Raw genomic sequence first — 25,365 nt, 5'->3', positions numbered from 1 at the left:
GTTCCAAAGCTTCACAGGCAATTCCAAATACAAGTCCGAGCGCAAGTCCGGCGCAAGTCTGATATCAGTAAGCGACAGTAAATCGGGCCCGACTAAAATTCCCTTCCTCCAGCTCGTCCACCATAGCTACAGCGAAATCCTCCACACTAATCTTGCTTTCACCATTCTCATCTAGAATAAGACGGTCCAATCCGATGCGGAAATGACCTGTACGACGACCTGGATGAACTACCGCAGCAGGACTGAGATACGTATAATCCAATTCTGTATTTTTGTAAATCTCATAAGCCTGCGCATGCGCCTCTGCAACTGGTTTAAACTCTTCCGGAAAATCCGGTGTATTCATCAGCAGCTCTCCAGTTTCAGTCTTTAAGCTACCTGCACCTCCAACAACCAACAGCCGATTTAACCCTGCCGTCTGCATACCCTCCACCAACGCTTTTGCCGCCGTAATCAGATCCTGCTCGTGGCCCGCTCCTGGTCCATAAGCACTAATTACCTCTTCATGGCCACGGACCGCAGCTGCTACTGAAGCCGGATCAAGAATATCCACCGTTGTGACATGTAAACGCTCGTGTTCGAGAGTTACTGACTCTGGATTGCGTACCGCAGCTGTTACTTCGTGTTTTCTTTTTAATGCCTCCTGTACAATTGCCTTTCCAATCGTTCCTGAAGCGCCCAATATTACAACATCCATCTTGTTGTTCCTCACATTCTACGAGCAAGGCCATTATCGTGCAGCCTTCCTGCTCTATTATTTTTTTGATGCTCATCTGAATAGCTTTTCCCTTACAGCCTTTAAACATTATTTATCCCCTGAGATCCAATCGAAACCAGATCGCACCTACTACTCCACTTCCAGACCAAAAACCCCTTAACCAATACAAGGGGCACTCTCTACTAAAAAAGCAGCATGAATTCGCCTTAGCTTAGCGACGCAAAAACATTCCCTGAGAACGTGGCATAACCGATTCAAATCCGTATTGTGCATAGAGCTTCGAGGCTTCTCCATCTGCAATCAGACTTACATAAGCCTTGTCAGGTACAGTATTAAGGAACTCCCTGATTTCCCGCATGATCAGCTTTCCCAAACCTCGTCCTTGATGTGAAGGCTTGACCGCGATATCCGTGACCTGAAAAAAGCATCCCCCATCGCCAATCACCCGCCCCATCCCGATTAGGTTATTCTCCTCATACAAAGTTACCGCAAAAATAGAACGAGGCAAACCGATCGCTGCACCTTCCACACTCATTTCACTCAGCCCAGCTTCTTTTCTCAGCGCCAAATACTGTTCCACTGAAGGCTGTTCATGGCATATATCAAGCTTATTTGTTGTTTCCACCCGCACTCCTCCGTTCAGCATTGCTGTTCCCACTATATACGACTGCATGGTTCACAGGCAAGGCTCACTGCTAGGGATGTTTTTGAAACTGAGGGATAAGCATTATATTCTTGAATTCCTTTACTGACTGTGTGGAATAGTATCTGTAACAATATTTTTAAAAGGGTGGGTGAAGCATTATGTCTCCTGTAGCCAAGCTGTTTAAATGGGGAACATGCCTTTATGAAGCTTTTCTGGCTCTGCCGTTGATTGGCGGACTCTTTATCATTGCTAATGGTTGGGTCCCTTTGGCCATTGCCTTTTTGCTTCATGCTGTAGCCGTTGTTGTGCTGCAAAGAGAACATAAACCATTCATGGGGAACGTTCTGGGCATTATCACCTCGATTTTAGCTTTTGTTCCGTTCGTTGGTTGGATTATGCACGCTATTACTGCGTTCATCCTGTTGATGGAGGGCGTATCCGCCTCACGCCAAGCCCCTCGTTATTAACAAACGTACTGCGTCATCAAAATATGTAGCTATCCCACGGGCCGAATCATTTGTAAAAGTCGTAAAAAGACAGATCATCCTCTGCGACCTACCTACGGATCCAGATGACGTATTGTGTGTTCTTACTCATGAGCGGTCTGCTTCAACACTCATCATTCCTGCGACTTACGGACCCAGATGACGTATTGTATGTTCTTACTAATGAGCGGTCTGCTTCAACACTCATCATTCCCTGCGACTTACGGACCCAGATGACATATTGCCGTGTTCTTACTCATGAGCGGTCTGCTTCAACAATCATCATTCCCGGCGACCTGCGGACCCAGATGACATATTGCTGTGTTTTTACTCGGGGCGGTCTGCTTCATCACTCATCATTCCTGCGACCTACGGACCCAGATGACGTTATTTGCGCCTTTTCAGCTTTTGGAGCGTGGTTTCGGACTCCAGGGACGTTATTGCTTAGAATCAGGTCCATATGTGGTGTTTTTTATGCCAATAGCGGCTATGCGGTCCGTTAGCGGGGCAAATGTGGCATAATACTGCGTTTAGTGTCAACTGAGTCCGATGGGGTGCGTCATATGGTGCGTCATACGTGCCAAATATCAAGCATACGAAGAAAAAGGAGTTGCCCCAGCAGCCATTTCGTGGCTTATGTGACAACTCCATAATCTTTTATCCAAAAAGTTGATATATACCTTTATGATTGCCCAGAGATTGAATCAACGTCCCGCCGATTGAGAATCGGCCCGCCGGCTGCCGCTTTCACCAATATAACGTCCATTTGCGTTGCCACTGCTATTCTCAAACCGTTTGCGTTCCGTACGCTCCATCTGAACAATCTGACCTTCATGAACCACAATATGCAATGAGCCAAATTCCATATCATCCAGAAGTCCTGCAATCCGCGTAAGCCATAAATCGTCCACTTTCAGCGGTTTAGCCATTCTCTAGCCTCCCTTTCTCACCAAAGGATTATATCCGCCTAAATTCCTTTTTTCCTCAATTCCGTTATTACCAACCAGTATACTATGAATTAACTTAGCATGGAACTAAAAGTCATGTCAATGGGCATTTTTTCGCGACAACCAGCTTTTAATAATCATCGTTACCAAAGCCAATAACAGGAGCAAAGAAGCTACTGCAAAAGATGCTGAAAATTGATATTCGTTGTACAAAATCTCAACATGCAGCGGCAGCGTATTCGTCTCCCCACGGATGTGCCCGGACACCACAGAAACCGCACCAAACTCACCCATGGCCCGCGCATTACACAAAATAATGCCGTATAGTAACCCCCATTTAATATTAGGCAGCGTGACTCTGAAAAAGATTTGCCACCCATGTGCGCCGAGTGTAATTGCCGCTTCTTCCTCCTGTGTACCCTGATCCTCCATCAGCGGGATTAACTCACGCGCTACAAAAGGAAACGTCACAAACAACGTGGCTAGCACGATACCCGGAAGCGCAAATACGATCTTAATATCATGGGCGCTCAGCCAAGGGCCAAACCATCCGTTTGCTCCGAAGACGAGTACAAAGATTAGGCCGCCGATGACTGGCGAGACTGCAAAAGGGAGATCAATCAAGGTGATCAGAAACCCTTTGCCGCGGAAACGGAACTTGGTTACAGCCCACGCCGCTGTTACACCAAAAAAGGTATTCAGAGGTACAGTTATCGCCGCAACAAGCAGCGTCAATCGCAGCGCTGAGCGGGCATCCGGATCAGTCAGGGCTGCAATATATACGTCCCAGCCCTTCTTAAGTGCCTCGGTTAACACAACAACTAATGGCAGAGCAATCAGCCAAAAAAGGACTAGCCCAGCCGCTCCGATCAACACCCATTTTACAATTGGGGTTTCCGTTGTCGCGGACGAGGACGCATTCTTTTGTAGCCGGGGGGTATGGAGAGGGACGGTACCGGCCAAAATCATTCCTCCTTTAAAGGGTTTTACGAAGACAAGATAGCTTGGAATATTCAATATCAACGGCAGATATCGAGTGTCTCCGAGTAAGTTTGAACATGTTCGGACGTCTGCTGTCACGGCGATTACCCTCAACGAGAAGTCTTACGAACCCATCGCTGAAGTGTATTAATAACAAGTAACATTAAGAAAGAGATGAGGAGCAATAGCAGGGCAACGGCGGTAGCTCCGGCATAATCATATTGCTCCAGTTTAGACATAATAAGCAGCGGAGCAATCTCCGTCCTCATCGGCATGTTACCGGAGATGAACACGACGGAGCCGAATTCACCGATGCCCCGAGCAAAAGCTAGAGCAAAACCTGTTAGCAGTGGCGGAAACAGCTCAGGCAGAACTACTGAACGAAAGGTTCTCCAGCGGCCTGCGCCAAGGGTTGCCGAAGCCTCCTCCATATCTCTGTCCAAATCCTCCAGCACCGGCTGCACCGTCCGGACAACGAACGGTATGCCGATGAACATCAAAGCCAAGGTAATCCCGAGCGGAGTGAATGCCACCTTTAATCCCAGCGGCTCAAGCCAAGACCCAATCCAGCCATTGCCTGCATAGAGCGCCGTCAAGGAGACACCGGCTACAGCTGTCGGCAAGGCAAACGGGAGATCGATCAGCGCATCAAATATTCTTTTGCCCGGAAATTCATAACGTACCAGTACCCACGCCAGCAAAAGACCTAGAATTGCATCTACAAAAGCGGCGGCAGCAGCTGTCGACAGGCTCACACGATACGAAGCTAATACCCGCGGGTCCGTAGCTACATCCCAGAATTTCGCCCAGCTCAGACCTGTAGAATTGAACAGCAGCGCCGAAAGTGGCAGTAGAACCACTAGACTCAGATATAATACACTGTAGCCCATCGTCAGCCCGAAGCCGGGCAGTATTTTGCGCCGCGTTGCTGCTGGTGCAGCCGTAGTGGTGACATTCATCCCCTATTCATCCTTTCTCGCCTTCGGCCTTTTAGCCGATCAGCCCCTACCGGGACAAATCTCAATGATCATATCCTGCATTTCATTCATCTGTTATTTGGCACCCGGCACATAAATCTTGTCAAAGATCCCGCCATCATTAAAATGCTTCTCTTGCGTTTCTTTCCAGGTTCCGAATTTGTCAGCCAATGTAAACAGCTTGATTTCCGGGAACTTATCTTTGTATTCTTCTTTCACACTATCTAATGTAGGACGGTAATAGTTCTCAGCCGCGATTTTTTGTCCCTCTTCACTATAGAGATACTTCAGGTACGCCTCGGATACCTCACGCGTGTCTCTTTTGTCCACAACCTTATCTACTATAGCTACTGGCGGTTCAGCCAGAATGCTCTCCGAAGGATTCACGATATCAAATTTGTCCGGTCCCAGCTCTTCCACGGATAAATAGGCTTCATTCTCCCATGCGATCAGCACATCACCAATTCCACGCTCCACAAACGTTGTCGTAGATCCACGCGCACCGGTATCCAGCACTGGCACATGCTTGAACAGTTCTTTTACAAATTCCTCAGCCTTAGCCTCATCGTTATTGTTCTGGTCTAGTGCGTAACCCCAAGCCGCCAAGTAGTTCCAGCGTGCACCACCTGATGTTTTCGGGTTTGGTGTAATAACCTCTACGCCCTCTTTGAGCAGATCTGGCCAATCCTTGATTCCTTTCGGATTCCCTTTGCGTACAAGGAACACGATAGTCGAGGTGTAAGGCGAGCTGTTATGATCGAATTTACTTTGCCAGCCCTCGTTGATCAGTCCCTTTTCCTGCAAGGCATCAATATCATAACCAAGTGCTAATGTCACAACATCCGCTTCCAGGCCATCAAGCACAGCACGGCTTTGTTTCCCCGATCCACCGTGGGATTGTTTAATGGTGACCTTCTGTCCTGTTTCTTTCTCCCAATAGGCAGCAAAAGCTTTATTATAATTCTCGTACAATTCGCGAGTAGGGTCATAAGATACGTTCAGTAGTTCTACTGGATCTTTAGATGGAGTTTTGGTGGCTTCAGCCGCATTTGTGGCCTCCGCTGAATTGGTTGTTGCTGGTGCGTCTGTTGCCGGACTAGCACTATTGCCGTTATTGTTATTGCTGCCGCAAGCAGCAGTAAGCCCTGCCGTCAGCAACAAGCTAAACCCTACAAGAAGCCCTTTATTCATCTTTTTCTTCATCTTTTCCACTCCCCCATGTTTTTTCGTACCAGACAAACCCTTGGGTAACACAAAAAGAACGGAGGAAAGCCTACGTATGGCAGGTCAAACCGGTCCTAAGACCGTGTCTGCGAGCCTAATGCAGGCGTTCCTCCGTTCGTACGGTAAGAACCTTCTTCAATTATTCCTATCTACTTAGTTGGTTTATATGGATATAATACTGAAACCCTTTAACTGTGTCAAACCTTTTTTTCCAGCCTATGTCAAAGAAAACTCCCACACACCACACCATACAAGCTATGGGGTCGGTTCCTGTAAGATCCACTTGTTATTGATGCTATAAAGTAATATTATTGCTACAGCTTATGGGTTAAGAGAAATTACCGCTTTATGTCAGGGGAGAGAGTCATGGGTATGGATTTAGAGTACGTCCCTGTGCCGTTGAAACCGCGGCTCCACAGACGTATGGCTCAAGAAATTGGACGAAGAATTAGGGGAACCTACCGTTACGATACAGCAGTTTGGAGAACAGCAATAGCCGGTCTGTGGATAATATGCTTTTTAGCCTTTAGTACTGCCGTGTTAGGCATTCCTACTGGATTAGGTAAACCTACCGATATCGCTCTTGCTGCAGGTGCAGGCACTGTCCTGCTGGCGATTTCCGGCAATATCTTGGCTGTTCTGCTAGCGTTGACCGGACTGCGTATCCCAAGATTATTCGCAGGCTGTGTATTGAGTGATTTTGGAGCTATTCTACTAATCTTATATTATGCAGATTTTGAAATTGAGGCTGCGGTTGTCATTGCGGTCGTGCTTGCACTGCTAGGAGCACTAGGCGGATTAGCCATTGGCCTGCTCCGCAGCAAAAGAATAACATTAGGACTTCTGCTAACAGTGGCAGTGACTTTTTCCCCACTTGCGCTGGCAAGCGGAGTGCAAGAACTGCCTATTTCAGAGTCGGTCGACATCAACGATACGGAAGTTGTTCCACTTACAGCCTCCGATCCTGGAAAACCAGGTAATCTAGCTTATCAGACCTTCACCTATGCCAGTGGTACCGATCTACATCGTGCCGAATACGGTAAGGATACAAGCTTGATATCCTCTACGGCCGATGCTTCTGCTTATATTAAGGATTGGTCAAAGCTGCGCACTTTATTCTGGGGTTTCGATTATAAGGCACTTCCCTTGAATGGTCGCGTATGGATGCCAGAAGGTGAAGGTCCTTATCCAGTAGTACTGATGGTGCACGGCAACCATATGATGGAAGATTACTCTGATGGCGGGTACGCTTATCTCGGCGGACTATTGGCAAGCCGGGGATTTATCGCGATCTCGCTCGATGAGAATTTCCTGAATTATTCTGCTTGGTCCGGTATTCCGGACAATGATTTTAAAGTACGGACTTGGATCCTACTGAAACATTTAGAGCAGCTAGCAGATTTTTCAGATGATCCGGGCAGTCCTTTTTATCAGAAAATAGATTTCACAAAAACCGCCCTGCTCGGCCATAGCCGCGGAGGACAAGCCGTAGCTATGGCCGCGGATGCCACTCGTTGGTTCAAGGATGATCCGGTGATGGCGGCAGTTAATCGCTTTAATATAACCTCTGTAATCGCGCTTGCACCAACGGACAAAACGATAGATGACCAGCAAGCCCGTCTCAAAGACATCAATTATTTGACCCTGCAGGGAGCCCGCGATGGAGATGTACATGATTTCTATGGTGATCGGCAGTATATACGTACCTCCTATTCCCAAGGATCATCTGCTTTCAAAAGCTCGCTGTATATTGCGGACGCCAATCACAGTCAATTCAACAGCGATTGGGGCGGGTATGATCAGACCTTGCCAGCTGGACTCTTCTTAAATCGGGCACAAATCATGGATGCAGACAAACAACGGCAAATCGCTAAGGTCTATGTATCAGCTTTCTTGGAGACCACCTTGCATAAAAAAGAGGAATACCAAAGCTTGTTCCGGGATTATCGCAGCGGGCTGAAGTGGTTACCAGATACCGCCTACTACAATCGATTCCAAAGCGGGGGATATCGTCCTGTAGCCACATTCGACGATGACCGTAACAAAAACACAGTAGAACTGGGAACAGCAGAAGCATCGGGTGTTTCTTGGTCAGAAGAGCTGGCTAAAGACCGGGAGTCAAAAAGCAAAGCCACCTATGGTGTTGTCCTTGAACGCACAGCCAGCAAAAACGAAGAAGCTTATTACAACATTAAGCTTAACGACAGTGTCCGTACTGAAACTGCTCTTTTAGGGGCAGATGGCCTTACGTTCTCTATGGCAAATCTGAATGGTGACATTAGTGAAGAAATGGATGTTCCACTACCTCCAAAGGTTGAGGTGGAGTTAACTGACCATAATGATACCTCAGCCCGCTTGACGCTGGATGAAGTAATGGACATACTGCCGCTTCCACAAACTCAGTTCACGTTATTCCCATGGCTTGAAGAGCGGATAAACGATGGCAAATACGGTGACCTTTCCGAAGCTGTATTTCAAACCTACGAGATGCCGTTCGAACAATTTCAAGAGGAAGAACCAGAGCTGGATCCTGATAACCTGACAGAAATCACCTTCTATCTTGATGAAGAAGGCGACCGGATCATGCTGGATGACATCGGTTTTTACGATTTAGGTATCCGAAATACATTTTAAAAATCATTTGCTATTATCCTTAGGACTTCATTTGCAAAATAGGGCTATTCCCAACCTCCACTCACGAAAAAATGAATGGATTGCGGGAATAGCCCTTATTTTTACGACATACAATAACCTAGTCTCAGCCTACAACGCTTGCACACAAACAGGTGACTTCATTTCCAATTCATTTCCTGTAGGGATTAATCTGCCACTCTCACTATCGATGGAGAACGAGGTAATATTATCACTATTCTGATTAGCAGCAAGCAGCTTATCCCCAATAATTGCAAAGTTACGCGGAGTACGCCCGCCGGTACCCTGCCAATCCACTGCTTCAAGCAGACCCGTTAATTCATCGATATGGAACAGGGCGATACTGTCTTGTCCCCGATTGGAGACATACAGGAATCTGCCACAAGGGGAGACATGAATATCGGAAGCTGTATCGTCACTACCGGCAGTATAATTATCAGGAAGCGTGCTAAGATGCTGTAAAACATTTAGATTTGCATCCTGTTCATCATTAGCAAATGCCGTTACTGTACAATTCAGTTCATTCGCCAGGTAGATCCATTGTCCAGAGGGATGCACCGCCAGATGACGTGGACCTGAACCAGGTGGCAGATTAAGCTCACGATGTTTTACCAGTTTGCCCTCTTCAGGGCGATAGATCACAATTTGATCCAGTCCCAAATCGCACACCAGCACATGTCTACCACTTGCGTCCGGAATGACAGAGTGCGGATGCGGAGCCTCCTGACGGTCTTCACGAATGCCTGAACCCACATGTTTTACTTGGTCGGACATCTCTTGAAGCGAACCATCTTCATTTACAGGAAAAGCATTAACATTGCCTCCCGAGTAATTGGAGACGAATATGTAATCTTCCTTAGGACTAATGGAGACATAACAAGGAGCGCCGCCTTCCGTAGAACGACTTCCAAGTGATTGCAACGCTTTAGTTGCAGGATCAATTGCATATGCGTAAACCTCACCTTGATCCTTCTCACTAACTGCATACAACACGCTGCCTGCTTTATTCACAGCTAAAAACGATGGGTTCTCAATTCCCTCGGTACCCTCAAGAATTCTCATTTCCCCCGATAAAAGACTAAGCGCACATAACTGAATCGCCTTCTCGTTCTCAGAGTTATACGTTCCTACATAAAACAATGCCTCATTAGCCCGTTCCATAATAGTGGCTCCTTTATCTTTTATGTATTGTATTACTTCTTACTTACCCTTTACTAATAGGGGTTTACTCATAATTTTATAATATTTTTTCACTATAGCATGTTTATAGTTGTAATACATTATCGAAACTGCATTTAGAGCCTACTTCCTAACCGTTCCGGAAGAAGTAAGTTTTTCCATGTGGTTTAAAGATGGTCACAAAGGTTAATAGTAGACATCGCAAACAACAAAACGAAGGAGTTGAAGTAACATGAGTTTTCTATGGATGTTAATCGTTGGTGGGGTTATTGGTTGGTTGGCTGGTCTGATTATGGGCAGAGATATTCCTGGTGGTGTTATCGGTAATATCATCGCTGGTATTATCGGTTCATGGCTGGGTGGCGTGCTTCTGGGAAGCTGGGGACCTAAAGTAAGTGATTTCTACTTCTTCCCTTCTTTGATCGGTGCCGTTGTGCTGATCTTTATCGTGAGCCTTATTCTTCGCTCGACAAGTGGACGCAGCCGTTCGTAAGTCTGGGCTGAGATAATAATATTCACATCAATAAATCCTCGTCAGAGTATGCTCTGGCGGGGATTTTTGTATGTATCGTTCCTTTAAGAAAAAATTCCTCTGCTGGAATTGTTGCGGGGATGGAGCCAATACACTTCAATGTTTTGCCATCGTTTTTCTGTTATAATGAAGATACAAGTGACTGAAATCATAGAGAGGTCGTGTATCATGGGTAACATAAACCCCTCGCTTCTACATATTGGCTCCACATTAGGGGCTTTGTTCATGGCGCTGATGGTTATTTTCATTCGTCTAAAAGCAAGCGCACGTCCGGTTACTATTCGAAAAATATGGATTCCACCTCTCGGTATGTCGACGGGTTTTGCCATGTTTGTGGCACCTGCGGTCAGATTCCCATTATGGTGGGCGGCAGTCGCCTTTTTGATTGGCTGGTTCATCTTCGCGTATCCTCTTATACGCAGCACCCACTTTGAACAACGTGATGGACAAATTTACGCTCAACGCTCCAAGAGCTTTGCGTTTATCCTGCTCGGACTTCTTCTAGTCCGCACTTTACTCCATGAATTTATTAACCGTTATGTGTCTATTCCACAGTCCGGTGGTTTGTTCTTTATTTTAGCCTTCGGCATGATTGTTCATTGGAGATTTTTTATGTTCAAGCGTTATAAGGCTATGACCTCCTCGGTGAGTCTGCTGCCGCAGCCATGATTATCAATAATAATCCTAAGAAGCCATCTCAGGGTTCTTACCCGATATCCTTGAGATGACTTCTTACCTCTTGTAACTCAAGCTTATGTTCTCCTCTGCTTTTTTCTACTTTTCACCCTTTTCTGACATCAATTAGCCATCCTCTTATTACATCCTCTTTAAGCACTTTACATACACTATAGGGATAGATCTCCTGAAATAACTAACTCATCATGTCACCTATTCAGCATTAAACAGAAAAAATATAATCTTTGCAAGTCCGATGTCAGGTAACTTGCGAAGGGATACGTTAAACTATAAGCATACCTAACGATAAGCTTCCAAAAGACCTTAATGCTGAAATAAATATCATTTGGAAGCCTATACTGCGTATAACTTTTAGAGAGTGAGGACAAGGCAATTGAAAAGTAAATCGAGAAAAGTAGCCATCGTCGGGGCCGGAATGGTGGGTTCAAGCTGTGCTTACTCCATGGTTAATCAGGCCATTTGCGACGAAATTATGATGATCGACCGCACCTATGATCGGGCTATGGCACAAGCACTTGATCTCTCGCACTGTATGGATTTCACAAGCACACGCACAAAGGTGTATGCCGGAACCTATAGCGATTGTGCAAAAATGGATGTCGTTATCTTAACCGCTGGCGCTAATCCAACAGCCGGGCAGACCCGACTTGACGTATTGGAAGCCTCTGCGGTTATTACTCGAGAAATCATTACCAACATCATGGCTGGGGGATTTGATGGAATTTTCGTAGTCGCCGCTAATCCGGTCGATATTGTCACTTATATGGTCTGGAAAATATCAGGTCTGCCTCGCCACAGAATTATTGGTACCGGGACCTCCATTGACTCGTCGCGCCTAAAAACCCTGCTCTCCGATGTGTTCTCCATTGACCCGCGCAGTGTTAATGGCTACGCCTTAGGTGAACATGGCGAATCCCAATTTGTAGCTTGGTCCCATGTAACAATTGGCGGCAAGCCTATTCTGCAAATTTTAGATCAGCATCGCGAGCGGTTCCCGCATTTGGATCTGGAGGATATCTCCCGCAAGACAAAAGATGCCGGCTGGGAAATTTTCACCCGTAAAGGCTCCACACATTTCGGGATTGGCAGCGCACTTGCCTACATTACCCGTTCGATCCTGAATGATGAGCACAAAATTATCGCCGTATCCGCCATTCTGGATGGAGAGTACGGACATAGTGGTGTATGCACGGGCGTGCCCGCCATCATAGGCAACACTGGGATTCAAGAGCTGCTGGAGCTTAATTTAAATACAGAGGAAACCCAGAAATTGAACCACTCCTGCAACATTGTACGTGCAGGCATCGAGAGCCTACAGCTGGAAGACAGCGTTTAATTCATAAAAAAATCGCTACTTTGGGAATTGGTGAGATCACCTACCAGCTCCCAGAGAGCGATTTTTTGTATTATTAGGAGATGAATCTCAGTTTATCTCCTACTTTTTAAACTTTTCGATTTCTTCTTTCAGCACAGACATCACTTCATTAAGTGATTCCGCGGAGGACACGACATCCTTCATAATCTCTGTCTGCTCCGCTGAAGCTAAGGAGACCGCCTGAGCATTCTCAGCAGATTCTTTAGCTATTCCGAGCATATCGGATATAGAAGCCGTTATTTCTTCCGTGCCGGCTGACATCTCTTCATTAATTGCTGACACATCCTGTATTTGCGACGATACTTCACGGATCGAAGAACGGATATGATCAAAGGAAACACCGACGTTTTGCATTTTCCCCATTCCATCGCCAATTTCCTCAATACTCTTCTTCATGGAATCCGCTGCACTTGTTGTTGAAGACTGAATGCCGCCGATTAGCTCCACTATACTAATGATGGAGCTGTTTGTCCGCTCTGCTAACTTCTTCACCTCATTCGCAACTACACCGAAGCCACGACCATGTTCTCCAGCTCTGGCAGCCTCAATAGAAGCATTCAAAGATAATAAGCTTGTCTGATTGGATATCTCAGAAATTACATCCACAATTTGTCCGATTTGTTCCGATTGCTCACTTAATTTCCCAATCATCTCGGCAGTCTGATTAGCTGTGGAACTGATAACAGCCATCTGTTGCAGTGTAGATTGAATTTCCAAATAGCCACTCTCTACTTCTGAGTTGACTGTCTCAGCCTGATCTGATACCGCTGCAGAGGACTCAGCAATACGTTGTAAACCTACAGCCATCTCTTCCGTTGCTCTTGCGGATTGCTCGGAGCCTCTAAATTGCTCTTCCATTCCTTGAGCTACTTCTTGGATAACTGTGGCAACCTCTGCTGAAGTATAGGACGAACGTTGAGCCGATTTCAGCATTCCTTCTGAGGAATAAGTAACCTCCACTACTGTTGTATCAATCTTGTTGACAATACCGGAGAGTGTCTCAATCATATCATTGATATTTTGACTCATCTCGCCGATCTCATCTCCGGACTGCACTTTAACCCTCTCATTTAGATGACCCTCTGCCACCTTTTTCATAGTCGAGGAAATAGCTTTAATGGGTCTAACGATAAGACGAGTAAGGTACAGTGAAACAAAAATTATGACAAGTATAACTGCCAGTAAGATGAACATTGCTGTTCTTTGTGCAGAGGTCACTTTGGCAAAAACCTCTTTCTCCGGCACTGTTACAAGAAGCTTCAGATCGGTATCTGGAATTGTCTTAAAGTATGTAATGACTTTCTTACCATCTTCGCCCTTATAAGTTTCAGACCCCTCTTTATTGCTTAAAATCTTGTCAACGACCTTCTGAAGAGCCGGCTCTTTAGCGAAATCGGTAATTTTTTTGCCCATACGACTGACGTCTGGATATGTATAATACATGCCATCATTTGAGATTACATATCCAAATCCGGTATCCGCCATAGTAATTTCATTACTCATTTGGGCAAGAACTTCAGGAGTAATCGAGAAGACAATACCTCCCATAAATTGCTTATCCTTATCCATGACAGGAACTACGATCGGAATGATATATTTATCAAGCTGCTCCAGATAGGACATTTCCCCCAACACAGGCGCATGTGTTTCTTTCGCTTTCAAGAAATAGCTCGCATCTGCTACATTTGCGGTCATGTTCATCATATTGGTTAACTGGCCGTCTTTACTAATGACACTGTAACCTTCTGTCTCACTGTCACTTTCCTCCAGCACTTCTATCACAGGGAAGATACTTGCCGGATTTGTAAAATCGAACTCAGGATGCTGGGACACCAGATCCTTTACGGACGAGGTTTTGTTGGATAGCCACTCATCCATCCGGAATGTGTTCGTATTAATGGTGTCCTGCGCCATTTGCTCACTGTCTGTGCGTGTGACATTGCCGAAATAATCAAGTAAAAATATGGTCGCTACCATGAGCGGCACGATTGCAATAGCTAATATAACAGATGACCACTTAAGTTGAATTGACGTCGCTTTTCTCTTCGTTACATTTTTTCTCATTTTTTTCATCTTGTTTCCTTTCATTTCATTTTCATTCACGATGAAATAGCCTCCTCACTCCATTTGTTATAATATCTCCTGATGTGGATATATCTTCTATATCGGCAAAAATAGACAAATTCTTTGCTGGAGAATAAAAAAAATAAGCCCTAAGACCCCTAAAACCGGAATCCTAAAGCTTACTTTTGTTGAAATCATTTATTTAAACACCAAAGATTCTTAACCTTCGTCTTGCACTTTTAAAGCTCGGATACTGTTCAGTACGGCAAGTACGGTTACCCCTACATCTGAGAATACTGCCTCCCACATCGTGGCAATCCCAAATGCACCGAGCAGAAGGAATATAGCTTTTACACCTAAAGCAAAAATAATATTTTGCCATACGATGGCTCGAGTACGCTTGGCAATTCCGATAGCTACAGCAATCTTCGAAGGCTCATCGGTCATAATTACAATATCTGCTGCTTCAATGGCAGCGTCGGAACCAAGTCCTCCCATAGCGATGCCGACATCGGCTCTAGCCAGTACAGGAGTATCATTAATTCCGTCTCCGACAAAAATAATCTTCTCGCGTGGAGACTTATCACGATCCAGCTTCTCGATGGCCTCTACCTTATGCTGTGGTAAAAGCTCTGCGTGTACCTCATCTACCCCTAACTGCTTCCCTACATCTTCAGCTACGGCGGAAGCATCACCTGTCAGCATCACCGTCTTGCGTATACCCAGCTTTTTGAGGCGCTGAATGGCCTGCAGTGAGTCCTCCTTCACTTCATCAGCGATCACCAGATAACCTTCATATTGATGATCTACTGCAATGTGAACAACGGTACCGCTCTGCTCTGGGACCTCATAAGCAATTCCCTCACGCTCCATCAGACGTGCGTTACCTGCAAATACGGTCTTGCCTTCGATAGTTACTTCGATACCATGACCAGAGATTTCATTGTAATTGGAGATAGCTTCCTTAGAAATCTGTTCACCATAAGCCGTCCGAATCGACTCAGCGATCGGGTGATTGGAATGGCTCTCCGCATAAGCGGCTGTCCGCAGTAATTCATCCTTAGATTTGCCACCCGACGGATAAATCCCCGTAACCTTAAACTGTCCCTTGGTCAACGTTCCTGTTTTATCAAAGACAACTACCTTCACATCATTTAGGGCTTCCAGGTAGTTACTTCCCTTAATCAGAATACCGCTGCGTGAAGCTGCACCAATCCCTCCGAAGAATCCCAGTGGAATCGAGACCACAAGCGCACAAGGACAAGAGATTACGAGGAATACAAGCGCACGGTAAATCCAATCCGAAAAAGTTGCACCACTGATCAGCAGTGGAGGAACGACGGCCAGCAGGACTGCTGTGATCACTACTACAGGCGTGTAGGCACGTGCAAATTTAGTAATAAAGTTCTCGGTTTTAGCTTTGTTGCTTGATGCATTCTGCACTAGCTCCAGTATTTTGGATACGGCCGATTCTCCAAAGGTCTGAGTAACTTGCACAGTAATTACGCCGTTCCGGTTAATAAAACCACTTAACACCGCACTTCCTGGACCAGCTGATCGTGGTACCGACTCTCCAGTAAGTGCAGATGTGTCCATCATGGCGTTACCTTCAAGTATTGTTCCGTCAAGGGGTACCTTCTCACCGGGTTTAACAACAATCAAATCTCCGATGGCTACTTCCTCTGGTGAGACCTTCCTCAGATCATTTCCAAGCTTGAGATAGGCAAACTCGGGGCGAATATCCATAAGTGCCGTAATAGATCGGCGTGAACGATTCACGGCCAGACCTTGGAACAGTTCTCCAATCTGGTAAAACAGCATTACTGCCACGCCCTCTGGATACTCACCAATCGCAAATGCACCGATAGTTGCCAGAGCCATCAGGAAATTCTCATCAAACACCTGGCCACGGATGATGTTCTTAACCGCCTGCCAGACAACTTCACCACCCACGATAAGATAGGCTGCCAAAAAGATTAGTAATTCAACTACTCCATTCACGGGCAGGAATATCCCAGCTAGAGCAAGAATTCCACCAGCGCCTAACCGCAGCAATATTTTGCGTGTATCACCTTCCCCGTGCTCGTGAGTATGACCATGACCTTCAGCATCCTCATGACCATGATGATGTCCAGCAGCTTGATGGACGTGCTCATGACCATGCTCGTGATCATGCGTATGTTCATGAGCGCCACTATTGCGCGCCTTGTGATTGCCCCCAACCTTCTCTTTCACATTTACGTGGGGCTCAAGTGCCTTCACCGTCTTCTTCGCTTCTACAATCGCTGACTCCTCATACCCTGCGGCAGTTTCCAACGTCATTGTTTTTGTTACAAAATTAACGGAACAAGACGATACACCTTCAATCTTCTTCACCTTATCTTCAATTTTCATCGCGCAATTGGCGCAATCCAAGCCTTCTAATTCCCACTGACGTTTTAATTTTCCTTGCATTGTATCCATACGGCACATCTCCTCAAATAAAAACCATATATGAGCACTTGTTCATATGTTATCTTAGCCCTATTATATTCCCTTTATATTTCAAGGTCAATACGCGATATACACCATTTTTCTACATTATCTTAAAAATTAAATCAATTGACCTTTACGAGAAAATATGTAAAATCATGTATGACCCAAAGTAAGTTTCTTACATACGAATGACCCCATTATCAATGAAGCTCGATGGGCAAATGATTTACACAGAAGGGATGAATTTAGAACATGTCAAAGCTAGCCAAAACGTCTTCTTTTTCACAGAAACACCCTATTTGGAGCGTAGTTATTATCGAAGTGTTATTACTTGTAGCCGTAACTGCCGCCGGGGCTTACGCAACAATTAAGGAACTTGCGTACACCGCCCCTGTACTTATCTCCTTCATCCCAATCGCGCTTGTACTCATCATCTACTTTACAGTTAAGCGCAAATGGAGCACGCTTGGCTTCCGACCTCTAAACACCATATCCTCGGGCAACTGGATCTATTATGCCCCGCTAGTAGTGGTCCTGATTACCATATCCTTTAAGGGATTTCGTGAGATCAGTGCATCTGAGGTACTGTTCTTTATCTTCTTCACCCTGCTGGTCGCTTTTGTGGAGGAAAGTATCTATCGCGGTTTGATTTTTAAGACCTTGCTTCCTAAAGGGGCTAAAACAGCAGTGATCACTTCAAGTATTCTTTTCTCTATTACCCACTTACTTAATGCATTATCCAGCACTGATATCACACAAATTCTTCTACAACTCGTATATGCGCTTCTGATCGGTTTTGCGCTAGCCTTGTTGATGCTAAAAAATAATAATATTCTTCCGCTGATATCCTTTCACTTTATACATAATTTAATTCAGTTTGTGGGCAACGATAATACGAGTGAATACATGGGAATCGATCTATTTATCCTGCTAGTGCTTGCTGTGCAATGTGTCTGGCTAGTGTTGTCCTTTAGAAAACCAAACCTAACGAAGAACCTAAATCAAGCCAGCTAATAAGCTAAATCCTTACTTCGAAATACAAGGCTTCAGTGGATTTAAACGCATTGGTTAACCCCGACGCAGCCTGGTTTAATTGAGGTGCTACTTAGTTTAGTTGAGATGCCACCTAGCTTCATTAGAGCAATATTTGTCGCAAACCACACAGCTAACGGACCCAATTGACCCTAAAAGCAGTATTATCCCCGGTTTAGCATATTATCGGACCCCATAGGCGCTATTGGCATGAAAAAGAGCAAAATAAGACCTCTTTCTAAAGAATAACTGCACTGAGGTCCGCAACTCTGCTCAAAAAGCAATTATTGTGCAAATAACATCAGCTGGGTCCGTAAGCCGTAGTGGATGGTTGGGACTCGTCGGCATAATAAAATGAGGGACTCCCAAAAGCCATTCAATGGCTGCTGGAGTCCCTCTTTTTTTGCAACTAGCTATTCGTGTCGGACATGCTCGTGGGTCTGCAAAAAGATCTGCTCCACATGCGCATCGTTCAGCGAATAGAATACCGTTTTCCCCTCTTTACGCCGCTTCACGATCCGTAGATTACGTAAATAACGGAGCTGATGGGATATCGCAGATTGGCCCATATCAAGGATCACGGACAAATCATGTACACATAATTCTTGCTGTGACAAAGCGTAAATGAGCCGCACTCGTGTTGGATCACCCAACGCTTTGAACATTTCTGCCATTTTATCAGTAATCCCACGGTCTGGCAGGATCAATGCAATGGATTCCGGTTCAAGCTCTGAACCCTTGCATGTATTGTCGCAATCCTCTAATGCCGTTGGCTCCATGCTCTCGCCCTCCTCCATCTTAGCTAAGTATATTCTTTAATTATAAGAAAAACAGCACGGGATGTCCATTGAGGAGGAGTTTATAGCCTCTGATTGTGAATTAGACTGCTTTACGATAAAAGGAGATTAGTCCTGCGGCAAAAAAGACAATCAAGCTTCCTCCCACTATCATCATCAGTGTCTCTAAAGGCAGATTAAAGGCACCAAATCCGTCATCACCATAAGGACTCATGGCCAACAACGGCTGTACCCAAGGATAATAGGGGCCGTAGGTTGAAGAATTAGCGATCAGTATATTGGGAATGGTCAGACTCACATTCAGCGCCAGCGGTGCGCCAAAACTGCTCCAGCTTTGCGAGATCGCCAGCTGCAATGCGGCGAGAGGTAGACAGGCTACAAAGCCGCCAAATACTGATTTTAGCAGTAGAGCCCAAGGGATTGGATCTGGAGCCCCTCGGAACAAGCCCATTCCCAGCACCATAACGAGGAACGTTACTTGCACAGCAGCCAGCAATCCGATGATCATCACATATTTTGAGAGATACACCGACAACCGGGTTACAGGCAGAGACAACAATAGCTTCCAACCACCGTCATGATGCTCATAACGACAGATCAGGGCCGCAAAAATGCCTGAAAGCACAGGCAGAAACAGCAAAGCATGCATCATTGACATCACACTTAACAGCAGCTCCCAAGACATCTTCTCACCTTGATTATCCGATAACAATCCGGGAACCAGTGATAAAACCGGACTTCCTATGACTAAAAGCCAAACATATGATTTAGACATTTTTAATCGCTCTGAGGATAATACTCTCCAAAATGACATCATCTTAATCCACATCCTTTCGAGCGAAATGCACTGCACCCGGCAAAAACACCAGCATTCCCAGCAGCAGACCCGCACCGCTGAACAAAAGGCGATTAGAGGAGTCCCACGCCAAATATGGCCATGTTAAAGGCACCCACTCCGAAAGGAACATGGAGAAAAATGACGTCAAAGATAATGTGATCCCCAGGGCAACTGGCAGTGTCTGATTACGATTAGCCAGGGAAAGCCACAGCTGTAGCGCGATGACCGGCAGAGCCGCAATATAGGACATAAAGCCAATCCGCACTACATCCACATAAGGAATAAGATCCGCTTTGAAGCCCAAAATAAGCCCTAAAACAACTATCCCCACTGAGAGCAACAAGCAGGAAACTGCCACTAGCAGCAGACAGAGCATTAACTTAGCCATAAACACTGAGGTACGAGAGATAGGCAGTGCCAAGAGCTGCTTCCATGAACTCATCTGATGTTCGACATTTGCAATCAACGAGCATACTAAAGTGCCTCCCAGAAAAAGAGCTGTGGGCACAAACCCGGACACATTATCCAGAAGTCCTCCCCATAAATCCGCGCTATACTGCTGACGCAGATAATCATAACGAAGGCCAAAGTTAAGGCCCTGCATGGCTACTAGACCAATCGGTCCTAGAAACACTAGAAACCAAATTCCTTTGCCGCGGATTTTAAGCCAATCCGCTGACAACGCCCGCCACATCATGATTCCCCGCCTCCCACAACCTGTAGGAAGAAGTCCTCAAGCGATTGTCTCCGCTCCTCTACACGATAGACAGCGTGCCCATTCTCTACCAAAGCCTTGACTAGCAGCGCTACTCTTGCATCGTTCATTCTTGAAAAAATCAGTTTTTGCTCTTGTAGTGTCCCTTCATACCCCCGGCCTCCAGCGAGACGTAACGCAGACTCTGGTTCCGAAACCGCAAGGCGTATCTCGCCAGCAGCCTGTTGTTGCAGATTAGCTATTGTATCTTGGTATACCATTTGCCCTTGGCGAATAATACCCACGGTATCTGCCATTTGTTCAATTTCACTAAGCAGGTGACTGGATACTACAACCGTAATTCCTTGCTCCTGTGGCAAACGTTTGATAAGCCCACGAATTTCCTGAATCCCTGACGGGTCGAGTCCGTTCGTTGGCTCGTCCAGAATAAGCAGCTCTGGATTCCCTAGCAAGGCAGCTGCGATACCGAGTCTCTGCTTCATCCCGAGGGAGAACCCTTTGACCGGACGTCTCTCTTCCCCGGTTAAAGAAACAATATCTAGCACCTCAGCGATTCGTGACTTCGGAACATCCAGAATGCGTCGGATCGCTTCGAGATTGTCCACAGCACTCAGATGCCCATAATACGAGGGGGATTCGACAAGCGACCCTACCTTCCGTAAAATTTGCAGCTTATTCCTCCGAAGATCCTGGCCGAACACTTCAATTTTTCCAGATGTCGGTGTAATTAGGCCAAGCAGCATACGGATTGTTGTAGTTTTCCCAGCTCCGTTTGGACCCAGAAAACCATAAATCTCTCCCTTACGGATATTTAAATTCAAATTTTCTACCGCAGCCCGGCCACGATATTTTTTCAATAAATCCTTAGTTTTAATCACTGTTTCTTCCATGTTCTTCACCTCGGTATACAGCATAACGTCCCAAGGTTAAGAACAAGGAAGTGCCAAGTTTAAGTTTTGTTTAAATTTCACGATGCGGATCAAAGATTACAATAGAAGTGCCTTTGCCTGTGCTCTCCACAACCCATTCCAGCTCCATATGCTTCATCAAAAGATCGACGATAGACAATCCCAAACCTGCCCCCTTGTAATCGGATGGACTCTGAATGCCTCGACCATGATCCGCAATAATTATGGCACGTTGTTCATTACGTTGCTCCGTTGAGATCCCGACATAATGCCCGCTGCTGGCATGTCGTACAATGTTTTGATACAAATTATCGAGAATACGGCGGAACCAGACCTCATCCACCCTCCAGAATAGCGGTTCGGCTTCCAGGTTAATATCAATGTCGAAGCCCTCTTTTTCCCATACGGGGTACCAAGCAGCCGCACTCTCCCGTAACAAGCGTAGAACATCTTTACGTTCCAGCTTTAAGGTTACCCGTCCACTATTGAGCAGATTGTAAGATAAAAGATTCTCGATCAGGACGCTAAGATCCGCAATACGCTCATCCATAAGCTGTAAGGACTGCTTACCTTTTGAGGTCAGATCCTCTTTGGTCATAACATGGATATGGCTGCGAATGACGGTTAGAGGTGTGCGTAAATCGTGAGATAAATTCGAGACTAGACGCTTACGCAACTCTTCCTCTTCTATTTCCCTGCGTCGGCTTTCATCCAGTTTGGTTACCATCGTATTAAAAGCTTCCTCCAGGCGACCGATCTCGTCCAGTTTGCCTGTCACTATAGACTTAGGCATTCTATCCGGGCCTGTAATCGTCATCGCGGTTTGCAGTTGCAGCAGCCGTTTGCGAATTTTTCTAAAGAACATCCACGAAACCAGAGCGAACCCTCCAAAAAGGGTAAATAACACAAAGTTATACCAAGCCCAAGCCCCTAATCCCCCATAAGCCCCTTTGTTCAGCAGCTTGCTTGGAATTTGCATCACCATAAATCCCTTGTCTGCCTCCACTTTGTCCCCCACGAAAGCAACGATGGCTAAAGGATCACGATTCGTACTTTCTTTCATAAATGAAATAGCCTCAGCCGCAGTCCACTGATCAGGAACTTCAGGGTAAATCTTATCCTTATCCCCTTCTTCAGGCGTGAGAATCAACTGGGTTTTTCCCTGCGCGTCTACCCAAAACATAGTAGCCTCGGTGTATTTTCGACTCAATTCAATCAGCCGCTGATTTATGGCTTCCGAAGAAGCATTTTCTAAGTGAAGTGCCTCTTTATGCCACATAGTCTCCAGCGGTGCAATATTCGAATACAGGGATGTATCTACAGGCGGGGCACCTTTGGTCACTTCGTTAAGAATATTGTAGCCAACAAAAGACAACGGAAGGACCACAGGGATAAATAGCAGTGCAGATACGATAATTAGCAAATACCCTGATAACAAGGAGGAATTACGTTTCTTGCGAATGCGCTCTAATCCTCTCATGCTCTTACCCGGTAGCCGATCCCACGGACAGTTTCGATAATTTCCGGATTACCCGGATCAAGCTCCAGCTTTTCGCGCAAATAACGAATATGTACCATCAGAGTTTTATCCCCTTCGATATAAGCCTCACCCCACACGGCCTCGTAGATCTGCTCCTTCGTCATAATTTGGTTAAGATGACGCAGCAAATAGGAAAAAATCTGAAATTGCTTACCTGTAAGCATGATTTCTTCCTGAGTCTGAGCATTCATTACGCGGTTATCCCCTTCATATACGACTAGATGTTTAAGTGTGAGCGAATCCTGAACAGATGCCCCATTCCTTCGGAGCAGCACCTCAATTCGAGCGGCCAATTCATCCGGATGAAAAGGCTTGGTCAAATAATCATCTGCGAACTCCAAACCTTGCAGCTTATCATCAATAGAGGTCCGGGCGGAAAGCATCAAAATGGGCAGCTTAGGGTAAGAACGTTTCAAACGTTGCCCGATCGTAAACCCGTCCAGACCTGGTAGCATAACATCGAGAATAGCCAGTTGGCAGGCGCCGGCTTCTTCCATTGCTCCTTCGCCGCTCCGTAACCAGCGGACACTATATCCTCTTTCGCTTAAATCAGCAGACACTACACTGCCAATTTCACGATCATCTTCAATATATAACAGAGTAACGCTCATGTAGCTTTAGCTCCTCCCCGATATGAATACCTAAAAAGTTGAAGTCATTATAACACATCAAACAGCCCTCCTACCCCATATGGGATAGGAGGGCTGTTTGATCAATTCAAAGCTATAGCTTACGGCTGCCATACTCCATGCTCTTTATTGCTGCCTACATACTCAATACGTGTTGGAGTAAGCTCCAAAATTACATAATTAGGATCATCAGGTCCTGTAAACCATGGCTCCAGCTCTTTATTCCATACCTTGGAGCGCAAGCCTTCATCCTTAGAGACGGTAGCAGTTGCTTCAATCTCCAGCACATCTTTGCTTCCGCCTGCCTCATAGCCAAGCAGTACAAAAGCATTCGGATTATCGGATAACTCCTCCACTTTATGAGTTTTGCGATTTGTAGCCAAATAAATTCTCAAACCCTCATGGAAAATGGCCATATAACGTACTTTCGGCTTATTTCCTTCTTCGATCGTACCAAAGGAACCGAACTTGTTGTCATCCAATGCCTTAATAATGAGTTGCTCCAGTTGTTTGTTATCCATTACGTAAATCTCTCCCTTCAAGCATGTAAACAAAAGTTTATATATCCAAGCTCACCGTTTGGATTTATCATAACAATGGTGCTTATTATAATGTACCCTTCAGGTTCACATTGAATCCGACCTTACCTCATAAACTACTTCAAGATAAGGAGCTTACTTCGTGAAAAAACTGATTTGGATCGGCTGTCTTTCCTACTTCGTTATCGGTCTGGCACATGTTGTGCTGGGATCTATTCTGCCCGTTCTACTGCAACATTATGATCAAAATTATAGTGCTGGCGGTGAATTAATCTTTAGTCAATTCGCTGGTTTTTTAGCAGGTGTGTTGGTCTCTCCCCTGCTTAATCGCCGCTTCGGAAAACGTGGAGGCATCCTCATTGCCACCAGTCTTCTACTAGTTGCAGAAATTGCCTACGCCTTTCTACCGCCTTGGGGCTGGATGTATGTTATCGCTGTTGCCGCAGGTTTTGGTTTCGGGATGATCGAAGCTGTTATCGGCACCATTATTATTGGTGCTGTAACCGAAGGAACTGCTATTGCAATGAGCCGGCTTGAAGTGCTATTCGGGATAGGCGCACTCGTGATGCCGCTTATCGCCAGTCCGCTCATTGCTGCCGGAGCGTGGAGATTGGCCTTTCTAATCGTCGCTGCCTTCTCCTTAATTTCTCTTATCCTCTGGACAAGAGGGCATTTCGGTAATCTACAACGAATGCTGGATGAACGCGCCTCTGTCCAAGGAGCAGACAATTCGCAATCCTCAAGCTCACGTTCTAACAAAAAATTTCCGTATAAAGGTAAGCAATGGATTCTGTTAGGGATCTTCATCGTTTTCTTTTTTCTTTATGTAGGCACAGAGATGAGTTTAGTCAACTTTATGCCGGCTATCTTTATTGCCAAGCTAGGGATGACGGAGTCTGCCGCAGCACTGACAGTCACTTTCTTTTGGCTGGCGATGTCTACAGGAAGATTGTTTGCGGGTGTAATTGCCGAAAAAATATCTTATCGCGTGTACATTCTCAGCAGCTGTTTACTAACCTTGTTACTGCTGACACTCTTTCCGTTCACTGACAATCGAATGGCTGCTTTCATTGTAATTCTGCTGCTGGGGCTGTTTATGTCCGGTATTTTCTCCATTGCTTTAGTCTACTCCAGCAAAATGCTGCCTAGCACCGAAGAGTCAACACCCAGCATTATGATTGCTTCCGGAGGTGTTGGCGGTGCTTTGCTACCTCTGTTTATGGGCTGGTCTATGGACCATTTAGAAGTGGCACAAACAGCCGGATTACTTGCCGCTTTTGCCGCCTTCTTGTTTCTGCTAAGCATTGCCGCATGGAGGTTCCAATCTATGCAAGCGGTGAAAGGAAAGAGTTCCCGTATTTAGAACAGTATCAACGTTATCCTTTTAGGGTAATGTGATCTATAAGCATATTCTGA

The 25,365-nt window shown here is 45.7% G+C and carries 23 protein-coding genes; 7 read left to right on the top strand and 16 right to left on the bottom strand.

Annotated elements, in window-relative coordinates; all coding sequences use genetic code 11:
- Positions 1–64 precede the first annotated feature (64 nt).
- On the bottom strand, positions 65–697 hold the full coding sequence (locus tag NST58_RS02705; protein ID WP_076218933.1) for an NAD(P)-dependent oxidoreductase: 633 nt from the start codon (positions 695–697) through the stop codon (positions 65–67).
- Positions 698–929: 232 nt separating this feature from the next.
- Positions 930–1,343, bottom strand: a complete 414-nt coding sequence (locus NST58_RS02700) for a GNAT family N-acetyltransferase (RefSeq protein WP_339246097.1) — start codon at positions 1,341–1,343, stop codon at positions 930–932.
- A 179-nt stretch (positions 1,344–1,522) separates the two neighbouring features.
- On the opposite strand from NST58_RS02700, the gene NST58_RS02695 reads away from it, so the two are divergent.
- The gene (locus NST58_RS02695; protein ID WP_076142069.1) at positions 1,523–1,831 is read left to right on the top strand and encodes a hypothetical protein; all 309 of its coding nucleotides are present in this window, start codon (positions 1,523–1,525) and stop codon (positions 1,829–1,831) included.
- Between the two features lie 722 nt (positions 1,832–2,553).
- On the opposite strand, the gene NST58_RS02690 is transcribed toward NST58_RS02695, so the two are convergent.
- From NST58_RS02690 to NST58_RS02675, 4 genes are all read right to left on the bottom strand, one after another.
- Positions 2,554–2,778 carry a YezD family protein gene (locus tag NST58_RS02690; protein WP_076101319.1) on the bottom strand — a complete coding sequence of 75 codons (225 nt, stop codon included), beginning with the start codon at positions 2,776–2,778 and terminating at the stop codon, positions 2,554–2,556.
- Between the two features lie 117 nt (positions 2,779–2,895).
- Positions 2,896–3,765, bottom strand: a complete 870-nt coding sequence (gene cysW / locus NST58_RS02685; protein ID WP_339246095.1) for a sulfate ABC transporter permease subunit CysW — start codon at positions 3,763–3,765, stop codon at positions 2,896–2,898.
- A 122-nt stretch (positions 3,766–3,887) separates the two neighbouring features.
- On the bottom strand, positions 3,888–4,736 hold the full coding sequence (gene cysT, locus NST58_RS02680; protein WP_076124574.1) for a sulfate ABC transporter permease subunit CysT: 849 nt from the start codon (positions 4,734–4,736) through the stop codon (positions 3,888–3,890).
- A 93-nt stretch (positions 4,737–4,829) separates the two neighbouring features.
- Positions 4,830–5,957 (bottom strand): sulfate ABC transporter substrate-binding protein, encoded by a 1,128-nt coding sequence (locus NST58_RS02675; protein WP_036682645.1) that lies wholly within the window; start codon positions 5,955–5,957, stop codon positions 4,830–4,832.
- Positions 5,958–6,344: 387 nt separating this feature from the next.
- Between NST58_RS02675 and NST58_RS02670 the strand changes: the two genes are divergently transcribed.
- Positions 6,345–8,612, top strand: coding sequence for an alpha/beta hydrolase (locus NST58_RS02670; RefSeq protein WP_339246092.1), 2,268 nt, complete (start codon positions 6,345–6,347; stop codon positions 8,610–8,612).
- Positions 8,613–8,741: 129 nt separating this feature from the next.
- Here the strand turns inward: NST58_RS02670 and NST58_RS02665 are convergent, their stop codons facing one another.
- Positions 8,742–9,791: a lactonase family protein gene (locus tag NST58_RS02665; protein WP_076142066.1), complete on the bottom strand. Its 1,050-nt coding sequence runs from the start codon at positions 9,789–9,791 to the stop codon at positions 8,742–8,744.
- 250 nt (positions 9,792–10,041) lie between these two features.
- On the opposite strand from NST58_RS02665, the gene NST58_RS02660 reads away from it, so the two are divergent.
- The 3 genes from NST58_RS02660 (at position 10,042) to NST58_RS02650 (ending at position 12,373) form a co-directional block, all read left to right on the top strand.
- A complete protein-coding gene (locus NST58_RS02660) occupies positions 10,042–10,302 on the top strand; it encodes a GlsB/YeaQ/YmgE family stress response membrane protein (protein WP_036682650.1) in 261 nt (86 codons plus the stop codon).
- Positions 10,303–10,509: 207 nt separating this feature from the next.
- Positions 10,510–11,010 carry a cytochrome c biogenesis protein CcdC gene (locus NST58_RS02655; protein ID WP_076185218.1) on the top strand — a complete coding sequence of 167 codons (501 nt, stop codon included), beginning with the start codon at positions 10,510–10,512 and terminating at the stop codon, positions 11,008–11,010.
- Between the two features lie 400 nt (positions 11,011–11,410).
- Entirely contained in the window at positions 11,411–12,373 is a 963-nt protein-coding gene (locus tag NST58_RS02650) for an L-lactate dehydrogenase (RefSeq protein ID WP_076124580.1), read from the top strand.
- A gap of 99 nt (positions 12,374–12,472) precedes the next feature.
- Here NST58_RS02650 and NST58_RS02645 read toward each other — a convergent pair whose 3' ends face one another.
- Both NST58_RS02645 and NST58_RS02640 read right to left on the bottom strand, forming a co-directional pair.
- Positions 12,473–14,515: a methyl-accepting chemotaxis protein gene (locus NST58_RS02645; RefSeq protein WP_254847742.1), complete on the bottom strand. Its 2,043-nt coding sequence runs from the start codon at positions 14,513–14,515 to the stop codon at positions 12,473–12,475.
- Positions 14,516–14,695: 180 nt separating this feature from the next.
- Positions 14,696–16,939, bottom strand: a complete 2,244-nt coding sequence (locus NST58_RS02640) for a heavy metal translocating P-type ATPase (RefSeq protein ID WP_076302330.1) — start codon at positions 16,937–16,939, stop codon at positions 14,696–14,698.
- A gap of 264 nt (positions 16,940–17,203) precedes the next feature.
- On the opposite strand from NST58_RS02640, the gene NST58_RS02635 reads away from it, so the two are divergent.
- On the top strand, positions 17,204–17,965 hold the full coding sequence (locus tag NST58_RS02635) for a CPBP family intramembrane glutamic endopeptidase (RefSeq protein ID WP_076124584.1): 762 nt from the start codon (positions 17,204–17,206) through the stop codon (positions 17,963–17,965).
- 431 nt (positions 17,966–18,396) lie between these two features.
- Here NST58_RS02635 and NST58_RS02630 read toward each other — a convergent pair whose 3' ends face one another.
- The 7 genes from NST58_RS02630 to NST58_RS02600 all read right to left on the bottom strand — a co-directional run bounded on the left by NST58_RS02630 (position 18,397) and on the right by NST58_RS02600 (position 23,931).
- Positions 18,397–18,762 carry a metalloregulator ArsR/SmtB family transcription factor gene (locus NST58_RS02630; RefSeq protein ID WP_036682656.1) on the bottom strand — a complete coding sequence of 122 codons (366 nt, stop codon included), beginning with the start codon at positions 18,760–18,762 and terminating at the stop codon, positions 18,397–18,399.
- 100 nt (positions 18,763–18,862) lie between these two features.
- Entirely contained in the window at positions 18,863–19,597 is a 735-nt protein-coding gene (locus NST58_RS02625; protein ID WP_076302329.1) for an ABC transporter permease, read from the bottom strand.
- Position 19,598: 1 nt separating this feature from the next.
- Positions 19,599–20,315: an ABC transporter permease gene (locus NST58_RS02620; RefSeq protein WP_076124588.1), complete on the bottom strand. Its 717-nt coding sequence runs from the start codon at positions 20,313–20,315 to the stop codon at positions 19,599–19,601.
- Entirely contained in the window at positions 20,312–21,223 is a 912-nt protein-coding gene (locus NST58_RS02615) for an ABC transporter ATP-binding protein (protein ID WP_076302328.1), read from the bottom strand. Before NST58_RS02615 ends, NST58_RS02620 begins: the two co-directional genes overlap by 4 nt.
- Before the next feature lie 70 nt (positions 21,224–21,293).
- On the bottom strand, positions 21,294–22,721 hold the full coding sequence (locus NST58_RS02610; protein ID WP_038568448.1) for a HAMP domain-containing sensor histidine kinase: 1,428 nt from the start codon (positions 22,719–22,721) through the stop codon (positions 21,294–21,296).
- Positions 22,718–23,392, bottom strand: coding sequence for a response regulator transcription factor (locus NST58_RS02605; protein WP_038568445.1), 675 nt, complete (start codon positions 23,390–23,392; stop codon positions 22,718–22,720). The genes NST58_RS02610 and NST58_RS02605 overlap by 4 nt, the downstream gene beginning before the upstream one ends.
- A gap of 119 nt (positions 23,393–23,511) precedes the next feature.
- Complete coding sequence (locus NST58_RS02600; protein ID WP_038568443.1) at positions 23,512–23,931, bottom strand: pyridoxamine 5'-phosphate oxidase family protein; 420 nt, start codon at positions 23,929–23,931, stop codon at positions 23,512–23,514.
- A gap of 160 nt (positions 23,932–24,091) precedes the next feature.
- Between NST58_RS02600 and NST58_RS02595 the strand changes: the two genes are divergently transcribed.
- Positions 24,092–25,312, top strand: a complete 1,221-nt coding sequence (locus tag NST58_RS02595; RefSeq protein ID WP_280753303.1) for an MFS transporter — start codon at positions 24,092–24,094, stop codon at positions 25,310–25,312.
- Positions 25,313–25,365 lie beyond the last annotated feature (53 nt).

Origin of the sequence: Paenibacillus sp. FSL R10-2796 (genome assembly GCF_037965315.1) — a bacterium.
GTDB classification, from domain to species: Bacteria; Bacillota; Bacilli; order Paenibacillales; family Paenibacillaceae; genus Paenibacillus_AQ; species Paenibacillus_AQ odorifer.
The sequence above is the reverse complement of the archived record's forward strand: the minus strand, read 5'-3'. Positions and strand labels throughout refer to the sequence as shown.

Excerpts from the sequence above, each read along its gene's own strand:
- NST58_RS02635 (WP_076124584.1), top strand. The coding sequence starts at position 17,204 with ATGTCAAAGCTAGCCAAAACGTCTTCTTTTTCACAGAAACACCCTATT.
- NST58_RS02605 (WP_038568445.1), bottom strand. The coding sequence starts at position 23,392 with ATGAGCGTTACTCTGTTATATATTGAAGATGATCGTGAAATTGGCAGT.
- NST58_RS02630 (WP_036682656.1), bottom strand. The coding sequence starts at position 18,762 with ATGGAGCCAACGGCATTAGAGGATTGCGACAATACATGCAAGGGTTCA.
- NST58_RS02625 (WP_076302329.1), bottom strand. The coding sequence starts at position 19,597 with ATGATGTCATTTTGGAGAGTATTATCCTCAGAGCGATTAAAAATGTCT.
- NST58_RS02600 (WP_038568443.1), bottom strand. The coding sequence starts at position 23,931 with ATGGATAACAAACAACTGGAGCAACTCATTATTAAGGCATTGGATGAC.
- NST58_RS02695 (WP_076142069.1), top strand. The coding sequence starts at position 1,523 with ATGTCTCCTGTAGCCAAGCTGTTTAAATGGGGAACATGCCTTTATGAA.
- NST58_RS02665 (WP_076142066.1), bottom strand. The coding sequence starts at position 9,791 with ATGGAACGGGCTAATGAGGCATTGTTTTATGTAGGAACGTATAACTCT.
- NST58_RS02655 (WP_076185218.1), top strand. The coding sequence starts at position 10,510 with ATGGGTAACATAAACCCCTCGCTTCTACATATTGGCTCCACATTAGGG.
- NST58_RS02670 (WP_339246092.1), top strand. The coding sequence starts at position 6,345 with ATGGGTATGGATTTAGAGTACGTCCCTGTGCCGTTGAAACCGCGGCTC.
- cysW (WP_339246095.1), bottom strand. The coding sequence starts at position 3,765 with ATGATTTTGGCCGGTACCGTCCCTCTCCATACCCCCCGGCTACAAAAG.
- NST58_RS02690 (WP_076101319.1), bottom strand. The coding sequence starts at position 2,778 with ATGGCTAAACCGCTGAAAGTGGACGATTTATGGCTTACGCGGATTGCA.
- NST58_RS02610 (WP_038568448.1), bottom strand. The coding sequence starts at position 22,721 with ATGAGAGGATTAGAGCGCATTCGCAAGAAACGTAATTCCTCCTTGTTA.
- NST58_RS02705 (WP_076218933.1), bottom strand. The coding sequence starts at position 697 with ATGGATGTTGTAATATTGGGCGCTTCAGGAACGATTGGAAAGGCAATT.
- NST58_RS02620 (WP_076124588.1), bottom strand. The coding sequence starts at position 20,315 with ATGATGTGGCGGGCGTTGTCAGCGGATTGGCTTAAAATCCGCGGCAAA.
- NST58_RS02640 (WP_076302330.1), bottom strand. The coding sequence starts at position 16,939 with ATGGATACAATGCAAGGAAAATTAAAACGTCAGTGGGAATTAGAAGGC.
- NST58_RS02615 (WP_076302328.1), bottom strand. The coding sequence starts at position 21,223 with ATGGAAGAAACAGTGATTAAAACTAAGGATTTATTGAAAAAATATCGT.
- cysT (WP_076124574.1), bottom strand. The coding sequence starts at position 4,736 with ATGAATGTCACCACTACGGCTGCACCAGCAGCAACGCGGCGCAAAATA.
- NST58_RS02675 (WP_036682645.1), bottom strand. The coding sequence starts at position 5,957 with ATGAAGAAAAAGATGAATAAAGGGCTTCTTGTAGGGTTTAGCTTGTTG.
- NST58_RS02660 (WP_036682650.1), top strand. The coding sequence starts at position 10,042 with ATGAGTTTTCTATGGATGTTAATCGTTGGTGGGGTTATTGGTTGGTTG.